At 63.1% G+C, this 14777-nt stretch carries 13 protein-coding genes and 1 pseudogene; 11 read left to right on the forward strand and 3 right to left on the reverse strand.

Annotation, left to right across the window (positions count from 1 at the left end; translation table 11 throughout):
- Positions 1 to 427: 427 nt before the first annotated feature.
- Positions 428 to 2275: pseudogene (locus JQ609_RS28945) on the forward strand (putative bifunctional diguanylate cyclase/phosphodiesterase); the annotation flags it as partial.
- A 40-nt stretch (positions 2276 to 2315) separates the two neighbouring features.
- Here JQ609_RS28945 and JQ609_RS28950 read toward each other — a convergent pair.
- Positions 2316 to 3335 (reverse strand): helix-turn-helix transcriptional regulator, encoded by a 1020-nt coding sequence (locus JQ609_RS28950; RefSeq protein WP_212276218.1) that lies wholly within the window; start codon positions 3333 to 3335, stop codon positions 2316 to 2318.
- A gap of 558 nt (positions 3336 to 3893) precedes the next feature.
- Between JQ609_RS28950 and JQ609_RS28955 the strand changes: the two genes are divergently transcribed.
- The 3 genes from JQ609_RS28955 (at position 3894) to JQ609_RS28965 (ending at position 6774) form a co-directional block, all read left to right on the forward strand.
- Positions 3894 to 4262 carry a hypothetical protein gene (locus JQ609_RS28955; RefSeq protein ID WP_212276242.1) on the forward strand — a complete coding sequence of 123 codons (369 nt, stop codon included), beginning with the start codon at positions 3894 to 3896 and terminating at the stop codon, positions 4260 to 4262.
- A gap of 90 nt (positions 4263 to 4352) precedes the next feature.
- Positions 4353 to 5276, forward strand: coding sequence for a formylglycine-generating enzyme family protein (locus JQ609_RS28960; protein WP_212276239.1), 924 nt, complete (start codon positions 4353 to 4355; stop codon positions 5274 to 5276).
- 238 nt (positions 5277 to 5514) lie between these two features.
- On the forward strand, positions 5515 to 6774 hold the full coding sequence (locus JQ609_RS28965) for an MFS transporter (protein WP_212276219.1): 1260 nt from the start codon (positions 5515 to 5517) through the stop codon (positions 6772 to 6774).
- Positions 6775 to 6793: 19 nt separating this feature from the next.
- Here JQ609_RS28965 and JQ609_RS28970 read toward each other — a convergent pair whose 3' ends face one another.
- Together JQ609_RS28970 and JQ609_RS28975 are read right to left on the reverse strand one after the other, a co-directional pair.
- Positions 6794 to 7771, reverse strand: coding sequence for a tripartite tricarboxylate transporter substrate binding protein (locus JQ609_RS28970; RefSeq protein ID WP_212207383.1), 978 nt, complete (start codon positions 7769 to 7771; stop codon positions 6794 to 6796).
- A gap of 54 nt (positions 7772 to 7825) precedes the next feature.
- Positions 7826 to 8776: a transporter substrate-binding domain-containing protein gene (locus JQ609_RS28975; protein ID WP_249128534.1), complete on the reverse strand. Its 951-nt coding sequence runs from the start codon at positions 8774 to 8776 to the stop codon at positions 7826 to 7828.
- On the opposite strand from JQ609_RS28975, the gene JQ609_RS28980 reads away from it, so the two are divergent.
- From JQ609_RS28980 to JQ609_RS29010, 7 genes are all read left to right on the forward strand, one after another.
- Complete coding sequence (locus JQ609_RS28980) at positions 8775 to 9488, forward strand: TetR/AcrR family transcriptional regulator (RefSeq protein WP_212276220.1); 714 nt, start codon at positions 8775 to 8777, stop codon at positions 9486 to 9488. The two genes, JQ609_RS28975 and JQ609_RS28980, sit on opposite strands and share 2 nt — an antisense overlap.
- A gap of 7 nt (positions 9489 to 9495) precedes the next feature.
- Positions 9496 to 10365 (forward strand): amidohydrolase family protein, encoded by an 870-nt coding sequence (locus tag JQ609_RS28985; RefSeq protein WP_249128536.1) that lies wholly within the window; start codon positions 9496 to 9498, stop codon positions 10363 to 10365.
- Between the two features lie 10 nt (positions 10366 to 10375).
- Positions 10376 to 11380, forward strand: coding sequence for a tripartite tricarboxylate transporter substrate binding protein (locus tag JQ609_RS28990; protein WP_212276222.1), 1005 nt, complete (start codon positions 10376 to 10378; stop codon positions 11378 to 11380).
- Positions 11381 to 11509: 129 nt separating this feature from the next.
- On the forward strand, positions 11510 to 12235 hold the full coding sequence (locus JQ609_RS28995) for a PIG-L deacetylase family protein (protein ID WP_212276223.1): 726 nt from the start codon (positions 11510 to 11512) through the stop codon (positions 12233 to 12235).
- A complete protein-coding gene (locus JQ609_RS29000) occupies positions 12232 to 12924 on the forward strand; it encodes a 4-carboxy-4-hydroxy-2-oxoadipate aldolase/oxaloacetate decarboxylase (protein ID WP_212276224.1) in 693 nt (230 codons plus the stop codon). The genes JQ609_RS28995 and JQ609_RS29000 overlap by 4 nt, the downstream gene beginning before the upstream one ends.
- 7 nt (positions 12925 to 12931) lie before the next feature.
- Positions 12932 to 13777, forward strand: coding sequence for a hypothetical protein (locus JQ609_RS29005; RefSeq protein ID WP_249128540.1), 846 nt, complete (start codon positions 12932 to 12934; stop codon positions 13775 to 13777).
- A gap of 12 nt (positions 13778 to 13789) precedes the next feature.
- Positions 13790 to 14740, forward strand: coding sequence for a catechol 2,3-dioxygenase (locus JQ609_RS29010; protein WP_212276226.1), 951 nt, complete (start codon positions 13790 to 13792; stop codon positions 14738 to 14740).
- Positions 14741 to 14777: the final 37 nt, after the last annotated feature.

A 14777-nucleotide genomic window follows, 5' to 3' on the forward strand; every position in this document is an offset into this window, starting at 1 on the left:
GCTGCATTATGGGCGGCCGGGACTAGCGAAACGGTTAAACCGGCGTCGTTCCCGATTGGCTAAATCTGTTGCATCCCGCTCAGGCTTCGTTTTGCAACAGGCGCCTGCCGCGGCCACAACACGCTAGTTGTGCAGGAAAATCAGCGCTTTTCTGCATTTGTGCGCGCGCGTGCGATCGCCTCTGGATTAATCATTAGTTTACCACATCGGGGGAGAGGCCGGATTTGATCGGGCGCCGGCAATGTCCGGTACCGGACTCGAGATCAAGCATCAGTCCGCGTATCGCGGTAACCGATTGCTAACCGCAAGTTGTAACCCGCCTTCCATTTGTGATGCGTAACGATGTCACGCTGGGACGGACCAAGGTGACTTTCGATAGCGGCCATACATGCCGGGCGATTCTGCGAATCCTGTAGAGAAGACCGGGACGGTGAGGCGCCTGGCGCTTTGCGCTGTCCTGATCGCCGTGGCGATTTTGGCTGGCGTGGCGACATCGGCGTGGGAGCTTCGCGAACGCGTACTGCTTGCCCTCGTCGTCATCCTCGCACTCGTCGTCGCTCTGCTGCTGAGGCGCCATCGATTGTCCGAGCAGCGGCTTGCGGCCGAGCGGCGCCAGCTCAGCGTTGCCGTGAACAATATCCCGCAAGGTCTTGTTCTCTATGATGCATCGGCGCGTATCGTCATTTGTAACCAGCCCTATCTCGATATGTTTGGCCTGTCGCCGGATGTGGCCAAGCCCGGCTGCACGATGCATCGTTTGATCGAACACCGCAAAGAAACCGGATCCTTTGACGGCGATGTCGACGCGTTCTGCAATGCCATCATCCGCACCGTGTCGCTCGGCAAGGCCACGCGGCAACTGACGGAAGCGCCGGGCGGCAGGGCGATCGAGATCGTCAACCGGCCGCTGAATGCGGGTGGCTGGGTGGCCACGATCGAGGACATCACCGAGCGCACCCGCGCTGACGAGAAAATTGCCCATCTGGCGCATTATGACGGGCTGACCGACCTGCCCAACCGGCTCCTGTTTCGCCAGCGACTGGACCAGGCGCTGAAGGCGGTCCAACCGGGCGAACAGCTGGCGGTGTTCTATATCGACATCGACGAATTCAAGAGCGTCAACGATGCCCTCGGCCACGCGATCGGCGATGAGTTGCTCAAAGGCGTGGGCGAAAGGCTGCGCTTGTGTCTGAAGGATACAGATGTCGCGGCGCGGCTGGGCGGTGACGAGTTTGCCGTGATTCAAACCGCTATCAAGAAACAGTCGGAAGCCACTCAACTTGTTGAAGGAATTTACGCGGCGATCAGGGCGCCGTTCGAGTGCGCGGGCCACCTGATCACGACAGATGCCAGCATCGGCATCGCGCTCGCCTCCGGCGATGGGCTCGATCTCGACCAGTTGCTCCGGAACGCGGACCTCGCGTTGTACGGCGCCAAGAGCGACGGACGGCGGACCTATCGCTTCTTCGAGGTCGGCATGGACGCCCGCGCCAAGGCGCGACGAGTCCTGGAACTCGAATTGCGTCAGGCGATATCAGATGGCGGCCTCGAGGCCTATTATCAGCCGGTGCTCAATCTCGAGGACGGCAAGGTCTCCTCCTGCGAAGCGCTGCTGCGATGGCGCCACCCCGAACGCGGCATGATTTCGCCTGCGGAGTTCATTCCGGTCGCCGAAGACACCGGCCTGATCAACGAGCTCGGTCACTGGGTGCTCAACACGGCGTGCGCCGAGGCTGCCAACTGGCCGGCGGAGATCCGCGTCGCGGTCAACGTCTCACCGGTTCAGTTCCGGAGCCAGACGCTGGCGCTCAACGTGGCGGCGGCCCTTGCTGCCTCGGGCCTCGCCGCATCCAGGCTCGAGCTCGAGATCACCGAGGCGGTGCTGATCCGCGACGACGACGGCGCGCTTCAGATGCTGCATCAGTTGCGCAAGCTGGGGGTACGCATCGCGCTGGACGATTTCGGCACCGGGTATTCCTCGCTGAGCTATCTGCAGCGGTTTCCATTCGACAAGATCAAGATCGACCGATCCTTCATCAGGGATCTGGCCGGCGCAGGCGCCTCGTCGTCGATCGTCCAGGCGGTGGTGAACATTGCGGCCGCGAGCGACATGACGACGACAGCGGAAGGCGTCGAGACCGAGCAGCAGCGAAACCTGCTGTACATTCTCGGCTGCACCGAGATACAGGGGTTCCTGTTCAGCCCCGCGATAACAGCCGTGGAGATCCGGCGGCTGTTGCACTCGCACCGCGGCAAGGTGGTATCCGCGGCGTGAGTCCCCGGATGACGCCGGCCGGTTTGCCGGAAGCGATCGGTCAATTGGTGTTAGTCCCGATCGGAGCCGCTTCGGAAAAAATTTGATCGATCTCCTTGCGCGCGCGGAACCCGCGGCCGCCGAGCGTTTCCGATGGATACTCCCCGAACAGCGAGCGATAGTAGTGAGAGAAGCGTCCAAGCTCGATGAAGCCGTGCCGGATCGCCACCTGCGCGACGGTAACCGTCGCAGGATCGCTTTCCCTCAGAACGGAATGAATGGCGCAAAGCCGCTTGTGACGCAGGAACGATATCGGTCCCAAACCGAAAACATCGTAGAATGCGCGATGCAGAGTCCGTCGCGACACGTTGAGATGGGCGCAGATTTCGGAAACGTGGACGGGGCGAAGGCCGGCGGCTTCGAGATAGTCGTCGACTTTCCCGACCAGCTGCGTCGCCGAGGGCAGAAGCCCCTTGGTGTCCGGCGGTAGCGATTGCACGATGGTTCCGGTGACGGCGTCGATGATCGAGCGCTTCCAGAAATCGGTGACGGTGTCGGACAAGGCCGTCTGCTGACGCGCCAGGCGGGAAATGATCAGGGGCAACCGCCGTGTCGCCGCCATGCCGATCGAAGGGTCTGCCTGATAGACGTTTTTGTTGAGCCATGCGGCGGGGTCGCTCAACCTCGCTTCGCCCTTGAACAGCGACGGGACTTCGGCAAGATCGAGACGGATCGCGGCATAGGCCGAGGCGCCATGGAAAATTCCGTCATGCTCGGTGCTGGGAGGCATGATCAGGACGTCCGCCGGGCGCATGTCGAAGGACCAGTGGGTGACCCGGTCGTCGGCATTGAGCAGCATCCCGATAACGAGCTTGTCGTCGGTCGAAATGCGTTGGGTTCGAACGCCAACGGAGAACGAACCGATGCTGAGCGAGAAGTCTCCGATGCCGACGTGACTGAGTGAGCCTCGAAACTTTCCACGGCCGAGTTGCGTCACCTCGACATGCGATCCTCTGATCGCGTTGTGAAGGCCTTCGAAGCTGTCCAGACTGCAGGTGTTGACCGCAAGCTGCCCGCTCATGGTTCGGCATCCCCCATTCGATGCCCCGTCCCCGACTCGATCTAGCCACAACTCTAGCGCGCTCACAATGAATTTTGTCGGTCAGGTCTTGCTCTGTTGCAAGAAGGCCCGCGCACGATTGCGGTCGCGATGAGAATATTTGTCTAAATTTTTGAACGGAACGGCATGCAGTTCGATCAATGCATTGATCGATTTGCGAAGGTCTCCATTAAGGCTGAAGTTGCGCCTTTGCAGATTGGCACAAACTGCACATCACATCGCTTCGAGATTCATCTAGCTTGCATGGGTGCCAATGCTTCGCGTCTCGTAAGCCTTTGAAGAAGCGGAGACTGTGCGCCAATGCGCTGTGCAGGAAAACTGCGCGGAAAAGGGAAGACGGGCTGACTGATCTACGTCTGCCGTGCGCAACCACGACGCGAGCGGCTGCAATAAGAAAAAGGGCCGCCAATGCGCTCAACAAGAACCCGCTTCATCGATCTGGCTAACGCCCCCAACGGAATGCACTGCGCGCTAGCCTTCTCAACCTGCCTTGCCCTGACGCCTTCGCCGGCATCGGCGATGATTGTAGCGCCCTCCGTTTGGCAGCACCAGCAACTCAAGCAAGACAATCTGGTGACCGAGGTCCGCGCGCGAGCCGGTGGCTCGGTGCGCCGGACAACCGTCGTTGGTCCGCGTGGCAACGTGGCCAGCCGGACCGTGGTCCGCGGCGGCGCGGTCGTGCGTCCCGGTGTTGCACGCCCCGGCGGCTGGGTGCGCCTCGCCCATTATTACTGGCGTCCGGGCGGCGCGATCGCCGCCGGTGCGGCGATCGGATTCGTCGCCGCTGCCTCCGCGGCAGCCTATGCCGGCTCACCGCCGGCGCCGGGTTACTGCTGGTACTACTCCGATCCGAGCAAGACGCAGGGCTTCTGGGACGTTTGCCCGTAACCGCGCACGTCAGGAGTTGGTGCCATGACGCTGCTGCAAACCGACATCCGGCAGGGCGACACGCCGTCGGAAGATGGCCGGACCGCCGATATGGTCCGCATTCCCGGCGGCACATTCCGCATGGGCTCCGACAATCATTATCCTGAGGAAGCGCCGGTACATCGCGTGACGGTGGACGGCTTCTGGATCGACCGCACGCCGGTGACCAATCGACAGTTCGAGCGGTTCGTGATCGAGACCGGGCACAAGACCTTTGCCGAAATCCCGCCCGATCCGAAGCACTATCCAGGGGCCCTGCCGCACATGCTGTACGCGGGCTCTCTCGTGTTCGAGCGGCCGCACTCGACCTACGATTTGCGCGACTGGCGCCAGTGGTGGTCGTTCATGAAGAACGCCGATTGGCGGCACCCCTATGGACCCAGGAGCAACGTCAACGTCCTGAACGATCACCCCGTCGTCCATGTGTCTTACTCGGACGCGCTGCTCTATGCGCGGTGGGCGTGCAAGGATTTGCCGACCGAAGCCGAATGGGAGTTCGCGGCGCGCGGCGGGCTCGATGGCGCCGAATTCGCGTGGGGCGACGAGCTTACGCCCGACGGCGTGCATATGGCCAATACCTGGCAGGGCGAATTCCCGCTGCACAACCTGCATGAGGATGGCTACGAGCGCACCTCGCCGGTGACGGCGTTTCCGCCGAACGGTTACGGCCTGCACGACATGATCGGCAATGTCTGGGAATGGACCTCGGACTGGTATTCGCCGAAACATGAAGCCGACGCGCCGAAGGCGTGCTGCATCCCCGAAAATCCGCGCGGCGGGCGCGAGGAAGGCAGCTACGACCCTCGCCAGCCGAACATCAAGATCCCGCGCAAGGTGATCAAGGGCGGCTCGCATCTGTGCGCACCGAATTATTGCCGCCGCTATCGCCCGGCGGCGCGACATGCCGAGGCGATCGATACCTCGACCAGCCATGTCGGATTTCGATGCGTCCTGAGAATCCCGGCCACGCGATAATTCTGCCTTGCGACACGTCATTCAAACGGCACGCGCGGGCAAGCTCGGAATCGATTCGAAGTGACGGTCGCGTCCGCGGCAGGTCCGGGACAAGGCGGGCGCATAGCAGCGGTGCAATTCGCACGACTGCCTGAGGGCCGGTCTTAATTGACACGGCCAATCCCTGCACGCTATCCAAGCCGAAGCAAAGAACAAGAAACAGGGCAGGGTGGAACGCGATGAACCGCGACAGCGCGTCTTGAGCGATTTCGCGCGGCCTTCCGCGCTCGCGCCATTCCGTATCAGGAATTATCGTTTCCAGTGGCCCGCCGATCTGCTCACCTCGTGGGCGTTCGAGATGGAGATGATCATCCTCGGCTGGTACGTGCTGGTCGAGACCGGGTCGGTGCTGCTGCTCACCGTGTTCGCTTCCTTGGGTTATATCGGCACATTGGTCGCGCCGATGTTCGGCGTCGTCGGGGACCGGATCGGTCACCGCGATCTCCTGGCCATGATGCGCGCGTGCTACGCGGTGCTGGCGACCGTGCTGATGACGCTGGCGCTGTCAGGCCATCTCAGCCCACTTTTTGTTTTTATCGTCGCGGCCCTGATGGGTGTCGTCCGTCCGTCGGACCTCGGCGTGCGCGGCGCACTGGTTGCGACCATCATGCCGCGCGATCAACTGATCGGCGCGATCAGCATCTCCCGAACCACGATGGATACCGCGCGCATCGCCGGCGCGCTGAGCGGCGCCGGATTGTTCGCCGCGCTCGGGATGGGAGCGGCCTATGTGGCGATCGTCTGCCTCTATCTCATCGCGACCTTGCTGACGCTGTGCGTGGTGGCACCGGCCAAGCCGTATCCGACCGGCGATACCGAAAGCGAGGTGCTGCGGCCCTCGCCATTGCGCGACCTGATGGAGGGCGTGGCCTATTGCTGGACCACGCCGCGCATGCGCGCTGCGCTCTGGGTCGCGTTCCTCGCCAACCTCACGGCCTATCCGCTGACCAACGGCTTGCTGCCCTATGTCGCCAAGGCGATCTACGGCACCAACCAGACCGGGCTCGGCTATCTCTCGGCAAGCTTCGCCATTGGCTCGCTGGCCGGCTCGATCGTGCTGAGCCTGATCCACGGCATCAGGGTGGCGCGGCTCATGATCGCCTCGACCGTGCTGTGGTATGCGACGCTGCTGCTGTTCGTGCAGATGCAGACGGTACCGACCGCGATCGTCTGCCTGGTCATCGCCGGTTTCTCGCAGAGCCTCGCGATGATCTCGATCGCCGTCATCCTGATGCGCACGGCGGCCGAGAATTTTCGCGGCCGGGTGATGGGCGTGCGCATGATGGTGATCTATGGCCTGCCGTTCGGCCTTCTGGCCGCGGGCAGCCTGATCGACGAGATCGGCTTCGCCGCGACGGGAACGCTGTACGCGGCGGTCGGTCTCGCCTTGATGCTGGCGATCATGCTGCACTGGCGCGCCGATTTGTGGCCGGTGCATGCCCCGGCCAATGCAAGGTAGGCGTCGCGTTGGCGTCGCCTCACTGCATCTTGATGTTGGCTTCCTTGAGCACCGGCTCCCACTTGGCGGCCTCCGCGCGCATGAACGCGTCGAATTCCTGCGGCGAGTTTCCGACCGGCGTCGCGCCCATCTTTTCCAGCGCGGTCAGAACCACCGGGTCCTTGAGAGTGGCCTTGAGATCGGCGTTGATCCTGGTCACCTGTTCCGGCGCCATGCCCGCGGGTCCAAGAAAGCCCCACCACACCGACGCGTCGTAGCCGGGCAAGCCGGACTCCGCGACCGTCGGGACATCCGGCAGCGCCTTGGCGCGCTGCGCCGTCGTCACCGCGAGCGCGCGCACCGTAGAGCCCTCGAGCTGGCCGACGACCTCCGGCAAGGGATTGACGCTGATCGGAATCTCGCCCGCGATCACGGCGGTGAGGGCGGGCGCACCGCCCTTGTAGGGAATCGCGAGGATCTTCACCTTGGCCATGTAGTTGAGCAGTTCGCCGGCAAGGTGCGCCGACGTGCCGTTGCCGGACATGCCATAGGACAAGGCGTCGGGCTTCTCGCGGGCGATCGTCAGCAACTCCCCGAGATTCTTCACGGGGCTGCTCTTGGACACGACGATGGCGAGCGGCGACGCGGCGATCTCGCTGATCGCGGTAAAATCCTTGAAGGTGTCGTAGGGCAACTTTGGATAGAAGAACTGATTGAGCGGATGGCCGCTGGCGACCAGGATCAGGGTGTAGCCGTCGGGCGCCGATTGGGTCAGCGCCTGCGAAGCGATGGTACCGCCGGCGCCGGGCCGGTTTTCGATCACGGGCTGCTGGCCCCAGATCTTCGACAGCGACTGGCCGACCGTGCGCGCGAGGACATCAACCGCACCGCCGGCCGCATAGGGCACCAGGATGCGCACCGGCTTGCTTGGGAAACCCTCGGCGTTTGCCTGCGTACCGGCCAGCGAGAATAGCGCCGCTGCGAGAACAGAACGGATGAGTTTGCGTGGGGTAGGCATTGCAGGAAATCCTTCTTGTCCGGATCGATGGTTGGAAGTGGGCGGCGTGTGCCGCTAATTCTGTGTTTCCGGCGTAACCGCGCCGCGCAGCCCCGCACGCACAATCGCTGCCTTGACCAGGCCTTCCGACTTCGCGGCTTCGGTGAACTGCCGGATGAACGCCATCCCGCCGTCGCGTCCTTTTGGGACGCCGATCGCGAAGCGTTCGACGCCCCAGCGGCCGTCGAGCACTTTCGACCCCGGCAGCTTCTCCGACATTTCGTACAGCGAGGCCTTGTTGGTGGCGTAGGCATGGAGGCTACCGGCCGACAGCATCTCGATGACGGCCTCGAAATTTGCCGCGCGCACGATCTCGGCGTTCTCGAGGTCGCGCGAAAGCGTGGCATCGGACGAGTTTCCTGCCGTGACGCCGACGCGTATGCCCGCTGCATCCACCTCGGTCAGCGCTGTGAGCGCCGAGCCCTTCGGCACGAGATAGCCGAGTTCGACCTCAAAAACGGGCGGGCCGAAATCCATCTCCCGTGCCCGCGCGGCCGTGGCGTTCGTGAGGGCGATGTCGGCCTTGCTCGTCTTGACCGCTTCGAGGACCTCGGCATTTCTGGAAAAAACAACGGGCTCAAAAGGGACGCCGAGCCGCGTTGCGAGTTCCTTGCCGAGATCGTAACCGACTCCCTTCGGCCCGCCAGCCTTCGGATCGGGCAGAATCGAAGTCGGCGTTCCCGTGTACAGCGCGACCTTGAGCGCACCGCTCGGCGCGAGGATTTGCTTGACCTCGGGATCGGCCGCAACGGCGCTGCCGCGGCAGAGGGCTGCCGCAACCATCAGAATCGCAACAATAATCTGGCGCCTTCCGGCCATACCGCTCTCCAATGCCCAGTCCACGGAGCGGCGTCGTGTTTCCCACCGCCACTCAGTTATTTGTTGACTGGACCTGATAATTTGTACATCTGTACAAAAGAAAAAGCGGAAAGCAAACCCCCAAAGAAGAACCCAAAGAAAACTCATGACGCGCAACCCCAATATGCGGGAAGCCATCCTCAGCGCGGCCGAGAGCCTGTTCTCGACCCGGGGCTTCAACGCGGTTTCGATCCGCGACATCGCGCTGGAGGCGGGCGCCAACCCCGGCAGCGTCACCTATCATTTCAAGAGCAAGGACGGCCTGCTGCTCGAAATCTACAAGCGGCATTGCGGTCCCATGAACAAGCGCCGCATCGAGCTGTTGGTGGCGGCGCGGCGCGTGCGCGACGTGCAGGACCGGCTGGAGGCGATCGTGCGCGCCTATGTGCAGCCGGCGTTTTCGTCGAGCAGCGATCTGGCCGGCGGCGGCGCGCGGTTCACCCGGCTGCGCGCTGTCATGTCGGCGGAAGGCAACGCCGTCGTCGGCCGCATCATTGCGGAGATCTTCGACGACACCACCAACGCCTTCATCGAAGCGATCGAGCAGAGCCTGCCGCATCTGCCGCGCAAGACGCTGGTCTGGCGCTCCCAGTTCCTGCTCGGCGCGCTCTATTACACCCTCGTCAACCCGGAGCGGGTAACGCGGTTGTCGCGCGGCGAGGCCGACGGCGCCGACATGGCCGAGGCGATCGAGCAACTGGTTTCCGCCACCGTCGCCTCATTGCAGGCGCCTGACATCAACGGCCAGGCAGCCGCGGAGTCTGCCGCGAAAGCCGGAGCCAGGAAAGCGACGGCCGGTTCGCGTTCACGCACGCCATGAGAGCATGATGTCGAAGCCAACGATTCCCGGCCCCGATCCGATTACGCGGACGCCGAAATTCCGCCTGCCGCCTCTGGCGTGCGACGCGCACACCCATATTTTCGGACCTGATGATAAATACCCGTATGCGCCGGGGCGGCCGTATACGCCGCCTGACGCACCGCTGGAGGATTTCAGGGCGCTGCACAGGAAGATCGGCATTGGCCGGGCCGTCATCGTCAATGCCAGCGTGCACGGCACCGATAACCGCGTCGCGCTCGACGCCATCGCGGTCAGCAACGGCACGTTTCGCGCCGTCGCCAATATCGACGATACCATCACCGAGCGCGGCCTGCGCGAGCTGCACGAGGGCGGCTTCCGCGGCTGCCGCTTCAATTTCGTGCGCCATCTCGGCGGCGTGCCTGACATGGCGGTGTTCCATCGCATCGTCGCGATGGTGGCGCCGCTCGGCTGGCACATCGACCTGCATTTCGATGCGATCGATTTGCCTGAATATGCCGACATGCTGGCAAAACTGCCGGTGCGGTACACCATCGATCACATGGGACGGGTCAAGGCCGCCGACGGTCTCGATCAGTTGCCGTTCCGCACCCTGATCGACCTGATGCAGCGCGACGAGAAATGCTGGGTCAAGGTGTGCGGTTGCGAGCGGGTATCCACCAGCGGTCCGCCGTTCCACGACGCGGTGCCGTTCGCGCGCCGGATTATCGAGACCGCGCCGGATCGCGTGATCTGGGGCACCGACTGGCCGCACCCGAACGTCAAGGTGATGCCGAACGACGGCGATCTGGTCGATCTCATTCCACTGTTCGCGCCAGAAAGCGAATTGCAGCAGAAGATTCTGGTCGACAATCCCGCACGGCTGTTTGAGTTCTGATGGGGCAGCCATGACGGGCAAGCGCGATGGTTTTCGGTTGATCGGCCGCTGCGTATCGATCGCAGGCGCAATTGCATTGGCCGTGCTGCTGCTGATGCCGCAGATTGCCTGCGCCCAAAACTATCCCAACCGGCCGGTGCGGCTGATCCTTCCCTTCGGTCCAGGCGGGGTTGCCGACGTCACCGCGCGGATGGTCACGGAGAAGCTCGGCGAAAAGCTCGGGCAGCGCTTCATCATCGAGAACATGCCGGGCGCCGGCGGCATCACCGCCGCGCGCGCGGTTCTGTCGTCGCCTCCCGACGGCTATACGCTGGCGCTGCTGAGCAACGGCACCGCGATCTCGGTGTCCCTGTTCAAGAACCTACGCTTTAATCCGGTCACGGATTTCGTTCCGGTCTCGAGCATGGGTTATTTCGACTTCATCCTCGTCACCCGGGCTGGCTCGCCGTACCGGACATTGGCGGACCTGATCAAAGCGGCCAGGGAAAAGCCCGGCGCGCTCAATGTCGGCACCATCAATGTCGGCTCGACGCAAAACCTCTCGGCGCAATTGTTCAAATCCACTGCCGGCGTCGAAATCACCATCGTGCCCTTCCGCAGTTCGCCCGACGTCCTGATCGCGCTGCTGCGCGGCGATATCCAAATGACGATCGAGAATTATACCGCCGTGCAGTCGCACATATCAGACAAGGCGGTGACGGCGGTGTCGACTTCAGGTTCGGTCCGCACGCCGTTCCTGCCTGACGTTCCGACGGTGAAGGAGGCGGGTGGCGGCGATTTCGAGGCGCGGTCCTGGAACGCGATTTTCGCGCCCAAGGGCACGCCGCCGGAGGTGATCAGGACGCTCAATGCGGCGCTCCGCGACGTGCTCGATGCGCCCGATTTGAAGAAGCGCGCGCTCGAGCTGGGCATCGAGGCCAAGGCCTCCACGCCGGAGGAAATCGCGCAGCGGCTGAAGGACGACATCGAGAAATGGGCTAAAGTGATCGAGCGGGCGGGCATCGAGAAGCAGTAAAGCGTTTTCCAGCGAAGTGGACACCGGTTTGCGTCAAGAAAACGCGTCAGATCAATAATCTAGAGCCCCGCTCCGATTTCATCGGAACGGAAAAAGGCTCTAACCGGAAAAGCAAAAGAGGAAACAGCAATGACCAGTGCAAACAGGACCGGCCTCGTGGTCACGGCGCATCCCGGCGATTTCGTCTGGCGCGCGGGCGGCGCGATCGCGCTGCATGCCAAAAAAGGCTACCGCATCAAGATCGCCTGCCTGTCGTTCGGCGAGCGCGGCGAGAGCCAATTCGCCTGGAAGGAAACCGGCGCCACGCTTGAAAAAGTGAAGGCGGGACGGCGCGACGAGGCGCAGCGCGCCGCCGAGATGCTCGGCGCTGAAATCGAATTCTTCGATGCCGGCGACTATCCGCTGCGCACCACCGAAGCGCATTTCGACCGCATGGTCGACATCTACCGCGAGCTCAATCCGTCCTTCGTGCTCACCCACGCGCTGGAAGACCCCTACAATTTCGATCATCCCAACGCCGCGCATTTCGCGCAGGAGACCCGTGTGGTGGCGCAGGCGATGGGCCACAAGCCCGGCGCAAAGTACACCTACGCCGCGCCGCCGGTGTTCCTGTTCGAACCGCACCAGCCCGAGATGTGCAATTTCAAGCCGCAGGTGATCCTCAACATCGATGAGGTCTGGGAGCAGAAGCGCAAGACCTTTGAAATTCTCGCCGCGCAAAAACACCTATGGGCGTACTATGAGCGCGTCGCATTGCAACGGGGCATGCAGGGCGGCCGCAATTCCGGCAAGGCCATGACCTATGGCGAGGCCTATCAGCGGCTGTTCCCGATGGCGATGGAGGAACTGGCATGAAAACCGTCGTCGTCCGCAACATCAAGCGCACCGACACCGATCTCGTGAACCGCCTCGGCGCGCTCGGCGTCGCCACCGCGCATGAGGCCTATGGCCGCTTCGGCCTGATGAAACCATATTTGCGTCCGGTATGGGCCGGCGGCGAGGCAGCGGGCACGGCGGTGACCGTGCTGGCGCAGCCCGGCGACAACTGGATGATCCATGTCGCGGTGGAGCAGTGCAAGCCCGGCGACATTCTGGTGGTCGGCTGCACCACCGACAATACCGACGGCATGTTCGGCGATTTGCTTGCGACCTCGCTGATGGCGCGCGGCGTCAGGGGCCTCGTGATCGATGCCGGCGTCCGCGATGCCAAGGCGCTGCGCGAGATGGGTTTTCCGGTGTGGTCGAGGGCGATTTCCGCCAAGGGCACGGTCAAGGCGACCTTGGGCGCCGTCAATGTTCCCGTGGTCTGCGCCGGAATCAACGTGGTGCCGGGCGACGCTGTGGTCGCAGATGACGACGGCGTCGTGGTCGTCAGGCGGAAAGATGCCGCCGATGTCGTGGCCAAGGGCGAAAAACGCCACGCCGACGAGGACGGCAAGCGCAAGCAACTCGCCGCCGGTGTGCTCGGTCTCGACATGTACAAGATGCGCGAGCCGCTGGCGAAGGCCGGCCTCGTCTATATCGACGAGCCGGAGAGCGATTGAGATGGCAATGCGCCTGCGGACTCTGCTCGGCGATCATCCCGGCACCGCGGCGCTGAAGAGCGGCGCGCTGAAGTCCGATCTGGTCGAGTTCGACTTTGTCGACTATTCGCCGACCAACAAAGGCTTCAAGCCGATGGTCCGCGAGGCCGCGTTCGACGTCTCCGAGATGGCCATCGTCACCTATCTGATGGCCAGGAGTTTTGACAAGCCGATGGTGCTGCTGCCCGATGTGGTGATGGCGCGCTACCAGTACGGACATGCGCTGTACAACGCCAAGCGGGGCGCGCTGAAGCCGCAGGATCTTGCCGGCAAGCGCGTCGGTATCCGCTCCGTCACCACCACGACCGGTGCGTGGCTGCGCGGCATCCTCGCCAATGATTACGGCGTCGACCTTGATTCGATCGACTGGGTGACCTTCGAGGACGCCCATGTCGCCGAATTCAAGGACACGACCAAACGGGCGCCGGCCGGCAAGCCAATCATCCAGATGCTTGTGGACGGTGAACTCGACGCGGTGCTCGGCGAGAAGTCGGAGCATGCGGATTTGAAACCGCTGTTCGCCGACGTCGCCGTGGAGGAGAAGGCGTGGGCTGCGAAGCACAAGGTGGTGCCGATCAACCACATGGTGGTGGTGAGCCGGGCGTTGTGCGAGAAAAATCCGGACGTGGTGCGGGAAGTGCATCGGCTGCTGACAGAGTCGGCCAACGCGTCGCCGGCCGCACCGCGCTTCACGGCGCAAGAGATGCGCCGCTCGCTGGAGCTGATCATCGGCTATTGCGCGCAGCAGGGACTCATTCCGCGCGCGTTCAGCACGGATGAGCTGTTCGACGACGTAACGCGTGCGCTGATTTAAAGGAGCGATACCATGACCCCCGAGCCAATCTTCGATCTCGCCCATCTCGGCCACATGGAAATGCTGACGCCGAAGCCGGAAGAAAGCGAAAAATTCTTTGTCGACGTGATGGGCATGACCGTCAGCGGCCGCAAGGACGAGTCGGTTTACCTGCGAGGCTGGGACGATTACGAGCGCTATTCGCTCAAGCTCACGGCGTCGAAGACCTCAGGCATGGAGCACATGGCGCTGCGCGCACGCAGCCCGCAGGCGCTGGAGCGCCGCGTCGCCGCGCTGAAGGGATCCGGCTTCGACATCGGCTGGGTCGATGGCGACATGGGGCAGGGGCCGGCGTTCCGGTGCCGCGATCCGGACGGCCATGTCGTCGAGCTCTATTACGAGACCGAATGGTACCAGGCGCCGCCCGAACTGAAGCCGGCACTGAAGAACCAGGCGCAGCGGTTTCCGGCGCGCGGCGTCAATGTCCGCCGGCTCGACCATCTCAATTGCCTGGCGGTGGACATCAAGGCCAACCGGCTGTTCTTCGAAAACTATCTCGGCTTGCGCACCACCGAGCAGATCGTGCTCAACGACGGCACGGAAGCCGCGATGTGGATGACGATGTGCAACAAGAGCTACGACTTTGCCTACACCCGCGATCACTACGGCAAGATGGGCCGCTTCCACCACGTCACCTATGCGCTGGACAGCCGTGAGGAAATCCTGCGCGCCGCTGACATCTTCCTGGAAAACGGCATCCACATCGAGACCGGCCCGCACAAGCACGCGATCCAGCAGACCTTCTTCCTCTATGTCTACGAGCCCGGCGGCAACCGCGTCGAGGTCGCCAATGCCGGCGCCCGCCTCATCCTGGCACCCGATTGGAAACCGATCGTCTGGACCGAGGAAGAGCGCAAAAAAGGCCAGGCCTGGGGGCTGAAGACCATCGAGTCGTTTCATACCCATGGTACGCCGCCGGTGTGAGGGGCACAGGCAAGCTCAGTTGCGCAGGGCGGGTTCT

It is taken from the genome of Bradyrhizobium sp. AUGA SZCCT0169, assembly GCF_018130085.1.
GTDB lineage: Bacteria > Pseudomonadota > Alphaproteobacteria > Rhizobiales > Xanthobacteraceae > Bradyrhizobium.

Bases quoted from the DNA above. Each gene is read 5' to 3' on its own strand.
- JQ609_RS28950 (WP_212276218.1), bottom strand. From the start codon at position 3,335: ATGAGCGGGCAGCTTGCGGTCAACACCTGCAGTCTGGACAGCTTCGAA.
- JQ609_RS28955 (WP_212276242.1), top strand. From the start codon at position 3,894: ATGATTGTAGCGCCCTCCGTTTGGCAGCACCAGCAACTCAAGCAAGAC.
- JQ609_RS28960 (WP_212276239.1), top strand. From the start codon at position 4,353: ATGGTCCGCATTCCCGGCGGCACATTCCGCATGGGCTCCGACAATCAT.
- JQ609_RS28970 (WP_212207383.1), bottom strand. From the start codon at position 7,771: ATGCCTACCCCACGCAAACTCATCCGTTCTGTTCTCGCAGCGGCGCTA.
- JQ609_RS28980 (WP_212276220.1), top strand. From the start codon at position 8,775: ATGACGCGCAACCCCAATATGCGGGAAGCCATCCTCAGCGCGGCCGAG.
- JQ609_RS28975 (WP_249128534.1), bottom strand. From the start codon at position 8,776: ATGAGTTTTCTTTGGGTTCTTCTTTGGGGGTTTGCTTTCCGCTTTTTC.
- JQ609_RS28985 (WP_249128536.1), top strand. From the start codon at position 9,496: ATGTCGAAGCCAACGATTCCCGGCCCCGATCCGATTACGCGGACGCCG.
- JQ609_RS28990 (WP_212276222.1), top strand. From the start codon at position 10,376: ATGACGGGCAAGCGCGATGGTTTTCGGTTGATCGGCCGCTGCGTATCG.
- JQ609_RS28995 (WP_212276223.1), top strand. From the start codon at position 11,510: ATGACCAGTGCAAACAGGACCGGCCTCGTGGTCACGGCGCATCCCGGC.
- JQ609_RS29000 (WP_212276224.1), top strand. From the start codon at position 12,232: ATGAAAACCGTCGTCGTCCGCAACATCAAGCGCACCGACACCGATCTC.
- JQ609_RS29005 (WP_249128540.1), top strand. From the start codon at position 12,932: ATGCGCCTGCGGACTCTGCTCGGCGATCATCCCGGCACCGCGGCGCTG.
- JQ609_RS29010 (WP_212276226.1), top strand. From the start codon at position 13,790: ATGACCCCCGAGCCAATCTTCGATCTCGCCCATCTCGGCCACATGGAA.